This is a genomic window from Saccharopolyspora sp. NPDC003752 (assembly GCF_053605825.1).
Genome location: NZ_JBSGJZ010000038.1, coordinates 66,492 through 80,536, shown reverse-complemented (window position 1 = coordinate 80,536; position 14,045 = coordinate 66,492). Strand labels below are relative to the sequence as shown.

Sequence of the window (14,045 nt, the reverse complement as noted above, 5' to 3'; positions counted from 1 at the left end):
TGGCTTTTTCCGCGCTATCCCCCGTTTTCCCCGGTGGGGGGGGCGGCGATTTCGCGCGAAACCGCCATCGGCCAGCGGGGCCGAACCGTGATCGAAGCGTCCACATAGGACTCTGCAGGTGTGCTGGGGGCCGTGGGCCTCGGGCATGGCAGCCCGGAAGGCCTACGGCCCCGTCGGGTCAGTCGCGGTTGAGCTGGACGTCCGGCCGCGCCGGGACGCGGTCCGGGCGGACCTGCGGCGACCTGTTCTCCGCCGCATCGACGCCGGCGGACGTCACGGCCGGCAGACCGCCGACGACCGGCAGGGTCACCGAGGTCTGCGCCAGGTCCAGCCCGATCCGGCCGGGCTGCCGGGGCGCGACGATGAACGCGCTGTCCGTGCCGCCGATGATCAGCGCCAGCTGGTGGCCGGAGGGGACCACGTGATCGGTGGTGGCCAGGCGGAACGTCATGGTGTACGGCTTGCCCGGCTCCAGCGGCCGCTCCGCCGACAGCGACTCGTGGTTGGCCAGGTCGGCCCAGCCGCGCGCGATGATCTCGAAGTCCACGTCGGTGGTGGTGGCTTCGGTGTCCTTGTAGCAGGCGTCGTCGCCGGGACGGTTTTCGCCCCAGCACGATTCCGTCTGCAGCGTGCGGATTCCCTCGCCCTGGCCCAGGTAGTCGCGGGTGGTCGCGGGGCCGTAGTCGACGAGCATCGCGGACAGGTGCGCCGTCGGCGTGCTCGGCACCGCCGTCACGGTGACCGACCCGGTCCCGGCCAGGCGCAGGTCACCGCCCAGCGGGGCGGTGCTGAACAGCGTGCGGGCGGGGGACTGCTGATCGGGCCGGGCGGCCCAGTCGTACTCGTCCAGCGAGGGATCGTCGGTGAACGAGGCCGTCCCGCCGGGCGCAGGCTCCGTGCCGAGCCCGTCCTCGCGCGGGTGCAGCGTCGTGGCCTGCGCCTGCTCGCCGGACCAGCCCGGTTCGTCGGCCCAGGTGTCGGGGGCGCGTTCGATGCTGGCGGCCGGTTCCTCGGTGATCCCGTTGTCGATGCCGAGCAGGAAGTGGTCGAACCAGCGGTGCAGGGTGTCGACCCACTCGGCGCGGCGGAAGTCGAACGGGTCGACGTGCCCGGTCTGGCTCAGCCACAGCTTGCGGGGCACGTCCTTGGCGGCCAGCGCGTCCCACCACTGCCCGAGGTGAATGGTCTTGACGTTCAGGTCGCCCAGGCCGTGCACGGCGAAGACGCTCGCGGTGGCCCGGTCCGCGTTCGGCACGTAGTCCCGATCGGTCCACAGTGGAGTTACGTCGCCGTTGGCCGGGGCGCCGGCGACCAGTTCCTGCTTGACCTGGCGGCAGTCGGGGCGGCCGCCCTCCTCGACGCTCTGGGCGAGGCCGACCGGGTCGAATCCGAAGGACACGCCGTCGGAGCGGTAGTAGTCGTACCAGGAGCTGATCGCGCCGATCGGGACGATGGTGCGCAGGCCCTCGACCCCGGTGGCGGCGACGCCGTTGGCGATCGTGCCGTCGTAGGACTTGCCGATCATGCCGACGTCTCCGGTGGACCAGCCGGCGCCGACCGGGTTCCCGCCGGTCGCCGCGTCGAAGCCGGTCGCGCGGCCGTTCAGCCAGTCGATCACTGCCTTCGCGGAGGTGATGTCCGACGGCCCGCCGATGTCCACGCAGCCCTCGGAGCGGTTGGTGCCCGAGAGGTCGACGAGCACGGTCGCGTAGCCGCGCGGCACGAAGTAGTTGTCGTAGAACAGCGGGAAGCCGAGCGGCCGCCCCTGGTCGTCGTAGGTCTTGAACTCGTTCTCGTTGCCCCGGCCGCAGCACGAGTAGTACGGGCTGGCATCCATGATCACCGGCACCGGCCGGTCGGTTCCGGCCGGCCGCGCGATGTCGGCGGCGACCCGGTCGGTCACGCCGTCGCCGTCGCCGTCCAGCCCGGTCTCGACCCACACGGTCTCCCGCACCGGCTCGGCCGCGAAGACGGGCTGGCTCCGCCCGTCCCGCACCTGCTCAGCGGCGGCGACCGGTGCGGCACCGGCCAGCACCAACGCCGCGCACGGCAACGCCCACCAGCGACTTCTCCCCACAGCGTCCACCTCCGAGAAGATCTCGAAGGCGAAGCCTAGGATCCAAGATCAATCCTGGGCACAGCCGAAAGTGGGGAGCGCCTCACCGGCTCTCGACGGATCCCAAGATCGCCCGAATCTGCGGCAACAACCGCGGAATCTCGACCGTCACGACGTCCCAGAGGATCTGTTCGTCCACGTCCCAGTAGCTGTGCACGACGCGATTGCGCATCCCGATGATCGCCCGCCACGGAACTTCGGGGTGATTGCGCTGAACTTCCTCGTCCACCTGGTTGCACGCCTCGCCGACGATCTCAACGAGCTTTTGCAGCGAGAACCGGGTCCGCTCGTCTCGTTCTATCTCTGTTGCGTCGGCGGGCGTAAGACGTTGGATGGTTTCGATGGCCTCGATGATGTCGGCGAGTCGTTGCGGAGTAGCTCGCCTCAAACCGGCACCGCCTCGGAGAGCACTTCATCCCGAATGCGCTCTTTCAGGCCGTTCGGGGTCACCACTTGGGTGAAGACGTTCAGCAGTTCCTCGACATCGAGGGCGAAGGCGGACATGGCGAAGAACCCGTGGCCACGTGCCACATCGATCAGCAGATCAAGGTCGCTGTCGTCGTCGGCTTCACCACGGGCGACCGAGCCGAAAACTCGGACGTTGCTGACACCGTGCCTCTCGGCGATTTCGTAGATCTCGTCACGGTGAGCCCGGACTTCATCGAGGGTGATGCGACGATGAGGCGCGTCGATGACCAGGGTCATAGCCACTCCTTCCCGCTCAGCGTCATCATCCCAGCTCTGCGTCGGGTCGGTCCAGTTGCGGCTTAGGCTGACGTCGTGGGTGTTCCGGTTTTGTTGGACGGTCCGCGGTTGCGGGCCAGGTTGGTCGACGACGGGCCTTATGCCGCGCTGGACGTGGTGGTGAGCACCGGGTCCACCAATACCGATCTGGTGGCCGCCGCCGGGCGCGGCGCCGCCGATCGGACCGTGCTCATCGCGGAGGAGCAGCTGTCCGGGCGCGGGCGGATGCAGCGGCAGTGGACCTCGCCGCGCGGGCACGGGCTGTTCGTCAGCGTGCTGCTGCGCCCCGAGGTGTCGCCGGTCGCGATCAGCTGGCTGCCGCTGATCGCGGGGGTCGCCCTGGCCGAGACCGTCGAGCGCACGACCGGCGTGCGCGCCACGCTGAAGTGGCCGAACGACCTGCTGCTCGGCGACGGCGACGAGTGGTCGAAGGGCGCCGGGATCCTGGGCGAGGCGGTGACCGGGCCCGATGGCGTGGCGATCGTGCTCGGCATGGGCATCAACGTGTTCCAGAAGCGCGAGGACCTGCCGCGCGGCGCCGGCGGCCTGCCCGCGACGTCGTTGGCGGCCGAGGGCGCGGAGGTCGACCGCGAGGAGTTCGCAGTGGCGTTGCTCACGGCGTTCGCCGAGGTCGACGACCGGTGGCGGGCCGCGGGTGGCGACGTGGTGGCGTCCGGCCTGCTGGACCGGTACCGGCGGTTGTGCGGCACCCTCGGGCAGCAGGTGCGGGTCGAGCTCGGCGGCGATGACCAGCTGCTCGGCGTCGCGACCGACATCGACGAGACCGGGCGGATCGTCGTCCGCACCCCCGACGGCCGGACCACTGCGGTGTCCGCGGGTGACGTGGTCCACCTGCGCCGGGCTTGACCGGCGGTGGCGTGACCGGGCGGACCCAGCCGGTAACGTGATCGGCGACCTGCGAAGAGGCTGAGGAGGGATCCGGTGGCCTACCCAGACGGCCTGCTCGGCGCGGACGAGCACGTGGTCGTGCACAAGCACCCGCACTGGAAGATGCTGATCGTCCCGGTGCTGGTCCTGTTCGTGGTGGTCGGCGGCGGTTCCTACCTGGCGGCGCTGGCCGCCCCCATCGGCTGGCACGTGCCGGTCTGGATCGGGCTCGCCGTCGTCGGCGCGGTCCTCGTCGTCTGGTTCACGCTCGCCCCGCTGGTGCGCTGGCGGACCACGCACTTCGTGGTCACCACGCACCGGCTGATGGTGCGCGAGGGCGTGTTCACCCGCAGCGGCGTCGACATCCCGATGTCCCGGATCAACTCGGTGCGGTTCCGGCACGGCCTGCTGGACCGGATACTCGGCTGCGGCACCCTGGTCGTCGAATCCGCCTCGGACGAGCCGCTGGAGTTCGACGACATCCCGCAGGTGGAGCGGGTGCACACCTTGCTGTACCGCGAGGTCAACGACGACCCGCGGGACGACCGGGACTACCGCGCCAGGGAGGACTACTGATGGGGCCGCGTGAACTGGGACTGCCGATGCAGGTGGCCTCGCCGGAGCCGGGCGAGCTGCCTGCCGAGGTGACGATCTGGGAGGTCGGCGCCCGCGACGGGCTGCAGAACGAGAAGGAAGTCGTCCCGCTCGACGTCAAGCTGGAGTTCCTGCAGCGGATGGCCGACGCCGGGCTGGGCGTGCTGGAGGCCACCAGCTTCGTCCGCCCGGAGTGGGTCCCGCAGCTGGCCGACGCCGCCGAGCTGCTGGCCGGCCTGCAGCAGGTGCCGGGCGTGCGGTATCCCGTGCTGGTGCCGAACGCGCGGGGCCTGGACCGGGCGCTGGAGTCGGGCGTGCGGGACATCGCGATCTTCGCGGCGGCGACGGAGACGTTCACCCGGCGCAACCTCAACCGCGGCTTGGACGAGCAGTTCGCGATGTTCGACCCGGTGGTGCAGCGCGCGGTCGGCGAGGGGCTGGCGGTGCGCGGCTACGTCTCGATGTGCTTCGGCGACCCGTGGGAGGGCGCCGTGCCGGTCGAGCAGGTCGTCGCGGTGGGCAAGCGGTTGCTGGAGATGGGCTGCTGGCAGTTGTCGCTCGGCGACACCATCGGCGTGGCGACGCCCGGGCACGTCGAGTCGCTGCTGCGCGCGTTCGTCGCGGCCGGGATCGGCGTGGACCGGCTCGCGGTGCACTTCCACGACACCTACGGCCAGGCGCTCGCCAACACCTACGCGGCGCTCCGGCACGGAGTGTCCACAGTGGATTCTTCGGCCGGTGGGCTGGGCGGCTGCCCGTACGCCAAGTCGGCCACCGGCAACCTCGCCACCGAGGATCTGGTGTGGATGCTCGACGGCCTGGGCCTCAAGCACGGCGTCGACCTCGGCAAACTGGTGGAGACCAGCGTGTGGATGGCCGAGCGGCTCGGCCGGCCGAGCCCGTCGCGGGTGGTCAAGGCGCTGGGCGCCGCCGAGGCATCGGGTTCGTGAGCGCGCCCTCTGCGGCGCTGCACGTGTTGCGCGGTCGTCCGGTGCTGGCTTGGCGCTGCGCTCGACCGTGGCTGGCGATCTCGTCCGCCGCTCGCGGCGGCGGGATCGGCCCGCGGTCGTGGGTGCTGAACGCGACGGTGATGACCGACTACGACAACCCCGATCCGGCCGCGCACGTCGACGAGATGGCCGCCGAGCTCGGGCTCCGCGGTGATGGCGTCGGGTTGCTCACCGCGGTGGATGTGCGGCACGAGGTGGCGGCGGTAGACGGCGGGGTGCGCGCGAGCGTGACCACCGGCGTCGGCTGCCCGATCTGGGCGGCGGCCCGCGAAGAAGCGGTGACGTCCTGGAAGCCGGGCACGATCAACGCGGTGTGCTGGTCGCCCGTGCGGCTCAGCGAGGCGGCGCTGGTGAACGCGGTCGCGACGGTCGCGGAGGCCAAGGCGCAAGCCCTGCTGGAATCGGGTGTCGCGGGGACCGGCACGGTCACCGACGCGACGGTGGTGCTCTGCCCGACGGACGGCGAAGCCGAGAGCTACGGCGGCCCGCGCTCCCGCATCGGAGCGGGGCTGGCGCGGGCGGTGCACGCGGCGGTCACGGCGGGCCTGCGCGTCCAGAACCCGCGCCACGGCGAAGACCCCGGTTCGGCCCGGCAATGACCCGTGCGCGTTTTGTGCTGCTATGGCGACACAAAGTGCACACGGGGCCTGACCGGCGGAACGTCAGGACTGGTCGCGGGTGCCGAACATCGCCACGAAGGTGAAGCGCAGGACGCGCTCGTCGCCCCGATCCGCCGTCCCGGTGATCTCCACCAGGCCCAGGTTCGGCTTGCTCTGCGACCGGCGCCGGCTGTTGACCTCCATCTTCATCCGCAGGACGTCGTCGGGGAACACCGGCGCGAGCCAGGCCAGCTCGTTGCCGCCGGGGGAGCCCTGCGAGGTCGAGTCCGCCACCACGTTGTCGACGTAGCCGCGCATCCACAGCGATGCCGTGAACCAGCCCGACGCGCACAGCCCGCCGAGCACGGAGTTGCGGCCCGCTTCCTCGTCGAGGTGGAACGGCTGCGGGTCGAAGCGCTCGGCGAAGGCCAGCATCTCGGCTCGGTCGACCTTCACCTCGCCGAGGTCGAAAACCCGGCCCGGCGTGAGGTCTTCGTAAGCGATCGTGCCCATCGACCTATCGTCGCAGCGAGCCCCGCGAATCCGCGCCGAGGGGTGCTCGCGGATCGTGATCGGCCTTTCCGGGGCGGATCGGACATTCCGGTGCCGCTGGTCGGCCGGGCGGAAATTCCCGGGGCCGACATGGAACCATCAGCGCAGCGGAGTCGTCCAAGTCGCGACGTGCAGTCTGCGGGTCGCCGGCCCGCGGACGACCGCTTTGCCGTTGCCGACCGGATGCGGGCGCCGCGCGCCCGCGCCGGATCCGCCAGCGAACAGGAGGGGAGCGGCCGTGTCGACCGACCACCGTGCCCAGGTAGACGAGCTGATGGCGGACTACCGGCGAAGTCGGGACCGGCTCGCCGAGACGCACCGGGACCTGTCCGCGATCGCGGAAACCGCCCGCTCCGAGGACGGCCGCGTGCAGGTCGTGGTCGGCCCGCAGGGCGTGCTGCGCGAGGTGGTGCTCGCCGACGACGTCTACGAGCGGCAGCGCCCGGCCCAGCTCGCGGCGCTCATCGTGCAGCTGGCCGCCGCGGCGGCGCAGGCCGCGTCGCGCCGGGCCGCCGACGTGCTCGCCGAGGTGCTGCCCGCCGGTGCCGATCCGGAGCTGCTGCTGGGCGGACACGCCGAGATCCCGGCGGATCCGGCACCGCGCAACGAACCGCGGCGCATCGACGACAATGTCGATGAAGACGAGGACTTCTCGGACGCGAGCTGGTTGCGGCAGGGCCCGGCGGAACGGAAGTGGTGACGATGAGCGGCTTCCGGAGTGACATCGGGCAGCTGACCAAGCACGCCGGCGAGTTCGACGGTCTCGCCGGGGAGGCCCGGCGCATCGCCGACACCCTGCGCCAGGCGTTGGATTCAGCCGGTGACTGCTGGGGCGGCGACGACATCGGCGAGAACTTCGCGCGCACCCACTGCGGCCGGGCCGACCAGGCGCTGGACGACCTGGGCGCGTTGTCCGGGCGGCTGAGCGAGATGGGCGCGAAGTTCGCCGCGACCGCCGCGACGACGGAGCGGGCCGACATCGGCGGCGCCGAGGAGTTCGGCCGGCTAGCCGGGCGGGGGTGACCTGCGGATGGGCATCGAACTTCCCGCGGAACTCCGGGATGTCGCGGCGCGCGCGGGCGCGAAGTGGCCGGAGGCCGACGAGGACAAGATGCGCGAGTCGGCGTCGGCTTGGCGGGATGCGGCGAAGTCGATCGACGCGCTCACCGGGGTTGCCGACGGCACCGCGCAGGGCGCGCTCGGCGCGATCGACGGCGAGGCGGCCCAGGCGGCTCGCCGTGACTGGGACGAGCTCGCCTCGGGGGATGGGGTTCTGCCCGCGTCGGCGCAGCAGTGCCGGGCCGCTGCGGACCGCCTGGACCACGCGGCCGAGCAGGTCGGCGCGGCGAAAGTGCAGCTGGTGCGGGAACTGGTGACGCTGGCCAAGCAGACCGATGCGGCGGAGCAGGCGGCCGCCGCAGGGCATCCGCAGGCGCTGGCGGCGCTGGATTCGGCGGTGAACGGCGCGGCGGCGAGCGTGGCGCAGGTGCACAACACGCTGACCTCTGCCGTCGACCTCGACAGCGGCGTGCTGGTGGAACCGGGAGGTTCGCCCGGCCTGCTGTCGACGGTCGGCGGCGCCGTGCAATCCGGCACCGACCTCGCATCATCCACTGTGGACAGTGTTGCGTCCGGCGGGGTGACGGGTGTCGCCGACGATCTCGGCAAGACCGCGCACGAGACCGTCGGCGGTGTTGCGGAAGGGGTCGGCCGCGCGGCGCACGAGACTGCCGGTGGCGTTGCGGAAGGCGTTGACCGAGGAGCGCACGAGGCCGTTGGTGGCCTCGGCCGGGCGGCTCGCGAGGCCGCCGGTGATGTCGGGGGCGTGGGCGAAGGCCTCGGCCGGCCCGCGCAGGAGACCGTTGGGGGTGTGGCAGCAGGTGCGCACGGCGCTGTCGAAGAAGTTGCACGAACCGCGAACCCTTGGCAGGGCGATGCCGAGCACACCGGCCCGGTCAAGGTCGATCCCGGTGGCTGGGCGCCCGGCCTCGCCGACGCCGGCACCGGCCCGATCCCGGTGATCGGCGACTCCGCCCGCCCGGGCTGGACGCCCGACGGCAGCGACCCCGCCTCCAGCACCGCGCCGCACGCCGTGCACTCCGCCTGGGCTTCGCCACAGGCTCCGCAGGCTCCGCCGCTGCCCGGCGCGGCTGCGCCGCCGCAGGGCTTCGCCCCGCCGCCTCCGGCGGCGCCGGGCGGCCACTTCGTGGCCCAGCCCGGTGTGCCCGGCGCTCCGCCGCCGTCGGCTGCTCCGCCTCCGGCGGCCGCAGCGCGTCCGCCGATGCCGCCGGCCGCTCCGCGTGGCCCGGTGGCCTTCGGCGGGCCTGCTCCGCAAGCCCCGCCTGCGCCGGTGAACCAGCCGATGCAGCGCGCTCCGCTGCGCCCGCTGCCGGCTCCGGCGCAGCCGCCGGTTCCGGTGCCGCAGGAGGCTCCGCAGCGGCCGTTGCGGCAGGCCAGCCGGAACGCGGACGTGGTGGCGTTCGTGCTGCACCAGTTCCCGATCGGTTACATGCCGGTCGCGGCGAGCAAGGCGAGCAGGCAGTTGCCCGTTCCGGAGGTGGCCGAGGAGGGCAGGCCGGGCCTGAACTTCCCGCCGCAGGACCACCCGCAGTCCCACCTGGTCGACGATCGCGATGCGCTGGGGCGGGTGCGATCGGCCGAGGCGTATGCGGCAGCGCGGCGTTATCGGGACGAGAGCCGCGAGTCCGAGCAGCTGCCCGCGGAGCTCGCGGTGGACCACGAGCCGTTCGGCGAGCTCGGCGAGCAGGAGTGGCAGCGCGAGTTCCTGCGGCGCGACGGCGAGTTCGCGTGGCCGCCCGCGGAGCGGTTCCCGGAGGGCGGCGTGGAACCGGCGGAGCCGGTGGTGCTGGAGCCCGATACGGTGCTGGACTGTCTGGGCAGCGGCGATGGGCGGATTCTGTTCGCCGTGGCAACGCCTTTCGCGCAGCGTTCGCTGCCCGCCGCCTACGACGAGCGCGACTACCGGCGGTATCGGGTCATGCGCCCGTTGCCGGTGTGGCAGGCGGTTGCGGCACCGTGGTTCGCGCAGCCCGGCGGTGGGATGCGATTCCGCGCGACCTACTCGCTCGCCGACCTGGTCGGGCTCGGTTACCTGGTGGAGTTGACCAAGGCGCGGGAGATCGCCGAGGCTGCGACGCTGCGCATCGCGCGCGAGGAGACGGAGGAGGACGGCGATGTCGTGCTGTCGCCCCTCCGGATCACCCGCGAGTCCGACGACGATCCGGAAGCCGAGGACGAGTCCGGGGCGAAGGTGGCGCAGACGGTGCGGATCGTGCGCGACGGGGGAACGACTGACGGCGGGACGACTCAGGAGGCCGCGAAGTGAACACCGAGTCCGTGCTCGGCTGGTTGGTGGCGATGGGCGTCCCGGAGGAGCTCGTGTCCCTCGGGGCCGAGGCCGACGACGCCTGGTGCCTGATCCGCGACGAGGTCGACGGCGCACCCGCCTGGGAGGTCTTCTGGCGGGAGCAGGGCAACCGCTACGACTGGGCCCGGTTCAGCAACGAGCAGGTGGCGTGCTTCTACCTGTTCGGGCGGCTGACCTGGACCCAGGCGCTGCGCGGGGTCGTCGGGCCGCTCGACGTGACGAGCACGCCGCCGAAGGGCACCCCGGCGCAGCGGGTCTGAGCGCCGAGCGCATCCGCACCAAGCTGTGATCCCTGGTGAGTAGTGCTACCGATGCCGAATGGGTGGTGCGCCCCCAGACTTGGGATCATGTCGCAACCACAGCCCGGCGAAGCGCTCCAGTTGGTCGCAGGCGAGTTGCAAGCCATCGGCCAGCGACTGACGTACTTGGGCAACCTGGTGCAGGCGCAGCTGCAAGCGCCGCAGCAGTTCCCGCACTACCAGGACACTCCTGCGCAGCAGCAGCACCAACCTGTGCCGCCGCAGCAGCAAGTCGCACCTGATCAGCAAGCCGCTGCCGCGCAGCAGACCGAGCCGGACCGGCAGCCGACCGGTCCCGAAGCGGGATTCGCTGCCGCGCAGCAGCAGGATCCCGCGCAGCAGGTAGGCGCGCCATATCCGCAGCCGTATCCGGGGCTGTCGCAGGTTCCGGCACCGAGCGCCCGGCCGGCCGGCGCGGGTCTGGAGCCGAGCCGCGTCCTGGCCTGGGTCGGTGCCGGGGTGACCCTGCTCGGCGTGGTCTTCCTGCTGGTCCTCGCGGTGCAGCAGGACTGGTTGGGGCCGGGCGCGAGGGTCGCCGGTGGCGCGGTGCTCGCCGCGCTGCTCGTGGCGGCCGGGTGGTGGACGCACCGCAGGTCCGCGCCCGAGCAGCCGGGAGCGGCGGGACGGATCGCCGGATTCGCGCTGGCCACAACGGGTTTCGGCGCGTTGTTCCTGGACGTGGTCGCGGCCACCGCGCTTTACGGCTACCTGTCGGTGCCCGCCGGGCTCGGCGTCGGTCTCGCGGTCAGCGTCGCGGGCCTGGCGCTCGCGGACCGCTGGCGCGCGCAGCCGCTGGCCCTCGGCGTCGTGCTCAGCTCGGCGATCTGCGCGCCGCTGATCACGTGGACGGTGGATTCGCTGCTGGTGAGCTTCCTGGTGCTGCTGCAGGTCGCGGCGACGCCGGTGCAGGTTCGGCGGGGCTGGGCGGGCCTCGCGCTGGCGGCCGGAATTCCCACCGTGCTGGCCACCCTGGCGGCGAGCGTGCGCGGGATGTGGGTCGACGACAGCACTCTCGTGGCCGCGATCTTCGTCGCCGCGGTGCTGGGCGTGGCGGTCGCGGCGATCACCGCCGCCGCTCGGCCGGCCGCGGACTGGACGGCGATCGGCCTGCTCATCGCCGCGCCGACGCCGACGTTCCTGGCCGGGCCGCTGATGCTGGAGCGCCCCGCGGCGGGCACGATCGGCGGCGGAATGACCGTGCTGCTGCTGGCGATCTGGGCCGTCGGGCGGTTCACGCCTGCGTTCCGGAGCCGGTTGTCGACGAGGTTCGTCGCCGCGGTCGGCGGGATGGCCGCCGTCGCGGCGGTGCAGACGACGCTGGTCTTCCTGGATTCGTCGAGCTGGGGAACGGCCTTGCTGTGCGAGGCGCTGCTGCTGAGCGTCGGCGCGTTCGTGCTGCGCAGCGGGGGAGTGCTGCTCGGCGCGACGTGCTACGCGGCATTCGGCTTCCTGCTGACGTTCATCTACGAGCTGCCGATCACCGTGCTGCTCTGGTACCACGGCGGCACCGGAGTCCGCGGCCTGCTGGCCGGGCTGCTGATCGCGCTGGTGGCGGTGGCCCTGCCGGTCGCGGCGGTGCGCATCGGAAAGCTGGCGGGCCTGCCGGAATCGCTGCTGCCGTGGGCGGCCTCGGGACTGGCGCTGCTGTACGGAACGGCGAGCGCGACGATGGCGGCGTGCCTGCTGGTGCACGACGCGCGGGCGGGATTCCTGACCGCGCACATCCTGATCACGCTGAGCTGGGTGGTGGCGGCGATCGCGCTGCTGTTGCGCGGAGTCCGGGCGAAGCACCTGCGAATCGCGGGCATGGTGCTGATCGCGGTGTCGCTGGCGAAGCTGCTGCTGTTCGACCTGGCGACCCTGGACGGCGTGGCCCGGGTGATCGCCTTCCTCTGCGCGGGCCTGATCCTCCTGGCGGCGGGCTCGGCCTACGCCCGCCTCCTGGCCAAGGCCAAGCCGGCGGACTGAACGGCCGCATCCGCAGACAAGAGCTCGTGAGTACTTTGGAGCGCTACAGCAGCCCAAAGTACTCACGAGCCCTGACCAGGCCGAAAGCGGCGCCGCCGGGTCGTGAGCGCTGCCGGCTCAACGCTGGTAGCGGCGAGCAGACCGGGCTGCGAGTCGCAGAAATGTCCACAGCGGATTGAATCGTAAGTGGGCGCGGCTTTGCCGCTCGGTACGGGGATTTCTGCTGGGTGGCGCGTGATCCACGAGCTCGCCGGGTGCCCTGCTCCGTTGGCGATCCCAGGCCGGATCGGCGCGCCTCGCGGCTGGCCGCCGGAGCCTACTTCTGCAGCAGTCGCAGTGCTTCCGAGTGCAGGTGGCCGTTGGTCGAAAGCGCGCTTCCGCCGTCGTAGCGGGGCTCTCCGGACAGGTCCGTGAACTGGCCGCCCGCTTCTTCCACCAGGATCTGGGCCGCCGCCACGTCCCACGGGTTGACGATCGGTTCGGCGGCGATGTCGATCACGCCCTCCGCGACCAGGCAGTGGTGCCAGAAGTCGCCGAACGCCCGGTTCTCCCAGCAGGCGTCGATCAGCCGCAGGTAGGACTCCCGCGAGTGGTACTCCACCCAGGTGCCGAGGTGGGTTGTCGACACGTACGCGTCGGCGAGGTCGCGCACCCCGGACACCCCGATCCGCTCCGGCTCCGCGTCGCCGGTGCGGCACCAGGCGCCCGCCCCGGCCGCCGCCCACCAGCGCTTCCCGAGCGCCGGCGCGCTGATCACGCCGACCACCGGACGGCCGCCGTCGACCAGCGCGATGAGCGTCGCCCACGCCGGGACGCCGCGCAGGAAGTTCTTCGTGCCGTCGATCGGGTCGAGCACCCACGCCCGGCCTTCGCCGGCGGTGCCGCCGCGCTCCTCGCCTGCCACCACGTCGTCCGGGCGCTGCGCGGCGAGCACCTCGCGCACCGCGTCCTCCACCGCGAGGTCCGCGTCGGTGACCGGCGTGCGGTCGGGTTTGCGGTCCACGCTCAGGTCCCTGGCCCGGAACCGGGCGCCGGTGATCCCGTCCGCGACGTCGGCCAGGTGCAGTGCGAGATCGAGATCGCTGGTCACGCCAGGAACCCTAGTCCGCCTCCCCGGGCGATCCGGCAAGGGCCCGCGACCAGCCGGGTCCGGCGAATCGCCCATGACGCCGGACGTGATCATCCGCGCCCTCTAGGCTGGAGAGCGTGAGCGTGGTGCTGCTGGCAGAAGACGACCCGGCCATCGCTGTGCCGCTGTCCAGGGCGTTGCAGCGCGAGGGTTATTCGGTGCAGGTGATCGAGGACGGCCCATCGACGCTGCAAGCCGCGGCTTCCGGTGGGATCGATCTCCTGGTGCTGGACCTCGGGCTGCCGGAGATGGACGGCCTGGAGGTGTGCCGACGGCTGCGGGCGCAGGGCCGCGGCCTCCCGGTGCTGATGCTCACCGCGCGCACCGACGAGGTCGACTTCGTCGTCGGCCTCGACGCGGGAGCCGACGACTACGTCGCCAAGCCGTTCCGGCTCGCCGAGCTGATGGCCCGGATCCGCGCCCTCCTGCGCCGCGGCGCCCCGGAGACCCTGGAGGCCTCCGGCGTCCGGCTCGACCTGACCGCCCGCCGGGTGCTGGTCAACGAGCACGAGGTGCAGTTGGCGAACAAGGAGTACGAGCTGCTGCGGGTGCTGATGCAGCACGCCGGTCAGGTGGTGACCCGCGAGGAGATCCTGGAAGAGGTCTGGCCGGAGTCCGACCGGAAGGGCAGCAAGACGCTGGACATGCACATCTCGTGGCTGCGCCGGAAGCTCAGCGACAGCAACGGGCGGCTCGACGAGACCCGGATCGCCACGGTGCGCGGCGTCGGTTTCCGCTTCAACTCGGACTGATCCGCG

The 14,045-nt window shown here is 72.1% G+C and carries 15 protein-coding genes; 10 read left to right on the top strand and 5 right to left on the bottom strand.

Translation table 11 applies throughout. From position 1 onward, the window contains the following. Positions 1 to 178: 178 nt before the first annotated feature. From ACWEV3_RS34565 to ACWEV3_RS34555, 3 genes are all read right to left on the bottom strand, one after another. Positions 179 to 2,077 (bottom strand): Xaa-Pro dipeptidyl-peptidase, encoded by a 1,899-nt coding sequence (locus tag ACWEV3_RS34565; RefSeq protein WP_452617920.1) that lies wholly within the window; start codon positions 2,075 to 2,077, stop codon positions 179 to 181. Between the two features lie 82 nt (positions 2,078 to 2,159). Then, entirely contained in the window at positions 2,160 to 2,504 is a 345-nt protein-coding gene (locus ACWEV3_RS34560; RefSeq protein ID WP_452617919.1) for a HepT-like ribonuclease domain-containing protein, read from the bottom strand. Then, positions 2,501 to 2,821 (bottom strand): nucleotidyltransferase family protein, encoded by a 321-nt coding sequence (locus ACWEV3_RS34555; RefSeq protein WP_452617918.1) that lies wholly within the window; start codon positions 2,819 to 2,821, stop codon positions 2,501 to 2,503. The genes ACWEV3_RS34560 and ACWEV3_RS34555 overlap by 4 nt, the downstream gene beginning before the upstream one ends. 75 nt (positions 2,822 to 2,896) lie before the next feature. On the opposite strand from ACWEV3_RS34555, the gene ACWEV3_RS34550 reads away from it, so the two are divergent. From ACWEV3_RS34550 to ACWEV3_RS34535, 4 genes are all read left to right on the top strand, one after another. Beyond that, complete coding sequence (locus ACWEV3_RS34550; protein WP_452617917.1) at positions 2,897 to 3,727, top strand: biotin--[acetyl-CoA-carboxylase] ligase; 831 nt, start codon at positions 2,897 to 2,899, stop codon at positions 3,725 to 3,727. A gap of 75 nt (positions 3,728 to 3,802) precedes the next feature. Beyond that, positions 3,803 to 4,324 carry a PH domain-containing protein gene (locus tag ACWEV3_RS34545; protein WP_452617916.1) on the top strand — a complete coding sequence of 174 codons (522 nt, stop codon included), beginning with the start codon at positions 3,803 to 3,805 and terminating at the stop codon, positions 4,322 to 4,324. Next, positions 4,324 to 5,292, top strand: coding sequence for a hydroxymethylglutaryl-CoA lyase (locus ACWEV3_RS34540; RefSeq protein WP_132485327.1), 969 nt, complete (start codon positions 4,324 to 4,326; stop codon positions 5,290 to 5,292). Before ACWEV3_RS34545 ends, ACWEV3_RS34540 begins: the two co-directional genes overlap by 1 nt. Continuing rightward, a complete protein-coding gene (locus ACWEV3_RS34535) occupies positions 5,289 to 5,951 on the top strand; it encodes an adenosylcobinamide amidohydrolase (protein WP_452617915.1) in 663 nt (220 codons plus the stop codon). Before ACWEV3_RS34540 ends, ACWEV3_RS34535 begins: the two co-directional genes overlap by 4 nt. 63 nt (positions 5,952 to 6,014) lie before the next feature. Here ACWEV3_RS34535 and ACWEV3_RS34530 read toward each other — a convergent pair whose 3' ends face one another. Beyond that, positions 6,015 to 6,464: a MaoC family dehydratase gene (locus ACWEV3_RS34530; protein ID WP_452617914.1), complete on the bottom strand. Its 450-nt coding sequence runs from the start codon at positions 6,462 to 6,464 to the stop codon at positions 6,015 to 6,017. Between the two features lie 277 nt (positions 6,465 to 6,741). On the opposite strand from ACWEV3_RS34530, the gene ACWEV3_RS34525 reads away from it, so the two are divergent. The 5 genes from ACWEV3_RS34525 (at position 6,742) to ACWEV3_RS34505 (ending at position 12,158) form a co-directional block, all read left to right on the top strand. Beyond that, positions 6,742 to 7,203 carry a YbaB/EbfC family nucleoid-associated protein gene (locus tag ACWEV3_RS34525; protein ID WP_452617913.1) on the top strand — a complete coding sequence of 154 codons (462 nt, stop codon included), beginning with the start codon at positions 6,742 to 6,744 and terminating at the stop codon, positions 7,201 to 7,203. 2 nt (positions 7,204 to 7,205) lie between these two features. Beyond that, positions 7,206 to 7,526, top strand: coding sequence for a WXG100 family type VII secretion target (locus tag ACWEV3_RS34520; protein ID WP_452617912.1), 321 nt, complete (start codon positions 7,206 to 7,208; stop codon positions 7,524 to 7,526). A gap of 7 nt (positions 7,527 to 7,533) precedes the next feature. Then, positions 7,534 to 9,849: a TNT domain-containing protein gene (locus ACWEV3_RS34515; protein ID WP_452617911.1), complete on the top strand. Its 2,316-nt coding sequence runs from the start codon at positions 7,534 to 7,536 to the stop codon at positions 9,847 to 9,849. Then, positions 9,846 to 10,151 (top strand): hypothetical protein, encoded by a 306-nt coding sequence (locus tag ACWEV3_RS34510; protein WP_452617910.1) that lies wholly within the window; start codon positions 9,846 to 9,848, stop codon positions 10,149 to 10,151. Before ACWEV3_RS34515 ends, ACWEV3_RS34510 begins: the two co-directional genes overlap by 4 nt. 87 nt (positions 10,152 to 10,238) lie before the next feature. Further along, positions 10,239 to 12,158, top strand: coding sequence for a DUF2339 domain-containing protein (locus ACWEV3_RS34505; protein WP_452617909.1), 1,920 nt, complete (start codon positions 10,239 to 10,241; stop codon positions 12,156 to 12,158). Positions 12,159 to 12,474: 316 nt separating this feature from the next. Here the strand turns inward: ACWEV3_RS34505 and hisN are convergent, their stop codons facing one another. After that, positions 12,475 to 13,248, bottom strand: coding sequence for a histidinol-phosphatase (gene hisN / locus ACWEV3_RS34500; RefSeq protein WP_452617908.1), 774 nt, complete (start codon positions 13,246 to 13,248; stop codon positions 12,475 to 12,477). 116 nt (positions 13,249 to 13,364) lie between these two features. On the opposite strand from hisN, the gene ACWEV3_RS34495 reads away from it, so the two are divergent. After that, positions 13,365 to 14,039 (top strand): response regulator transcription factor, encoded by a 675-nt coding sequence (locus ACWEV3_RS34495; RefSeq protein ID WP_132485343.1) that lies wholly within the window; start codon positions 13,365 to 13,367, stop codon positions 14,037 to 14,039. Positions 14,040 to 14,045 lie beyond the last annotated feature (6 nt).

Coding starts and splice junctions, on each gene's coding strand:
- ACWEV3_RS34555 (WP_452617918.1), bottom strand. CDS start 2,821: ATGACCCTGGTCATCGACGCGCCTCATCGTCGCATCACCCTCGATGAA.
- ACWEV3_RS34540 (WP_132485327.1), top strand. CDS start 4,324: ATGGGGCCGCGTGAACTGGGACTGCCGATGCAGGTGGCCTCGCCGGAG.
- ACWEV3_RS34530 (WP_452617914.1), bottom strand. CDS start 6,464: ATGGGCACGATCGCTTACGAAGACCTCACGCCGGGCCGGGTTTTCGAC.
- ACWEV3_RS34520 (WP_452617912.1), top strand. CDS start 7,206: ATGAGCGGCTTCCGGAGTGACATCGGGCAGCTGACCAAGCACGCCGGC.
- ACWEV3_RS34515 (WP_452617911.1), top strand. CDS start 7,534: ATGGGCATCGAACTTCCCGCGGAACTCCGGGATGTCGCGGCGCGCGCG.
- ACWEV3_RS34505 (WP_452617909.1), top strand. CDS start 10,239: ATGTCGCAACCACAGCCCGGCGAAGCGCTCCAGTTGGTCGCAGGCGAG.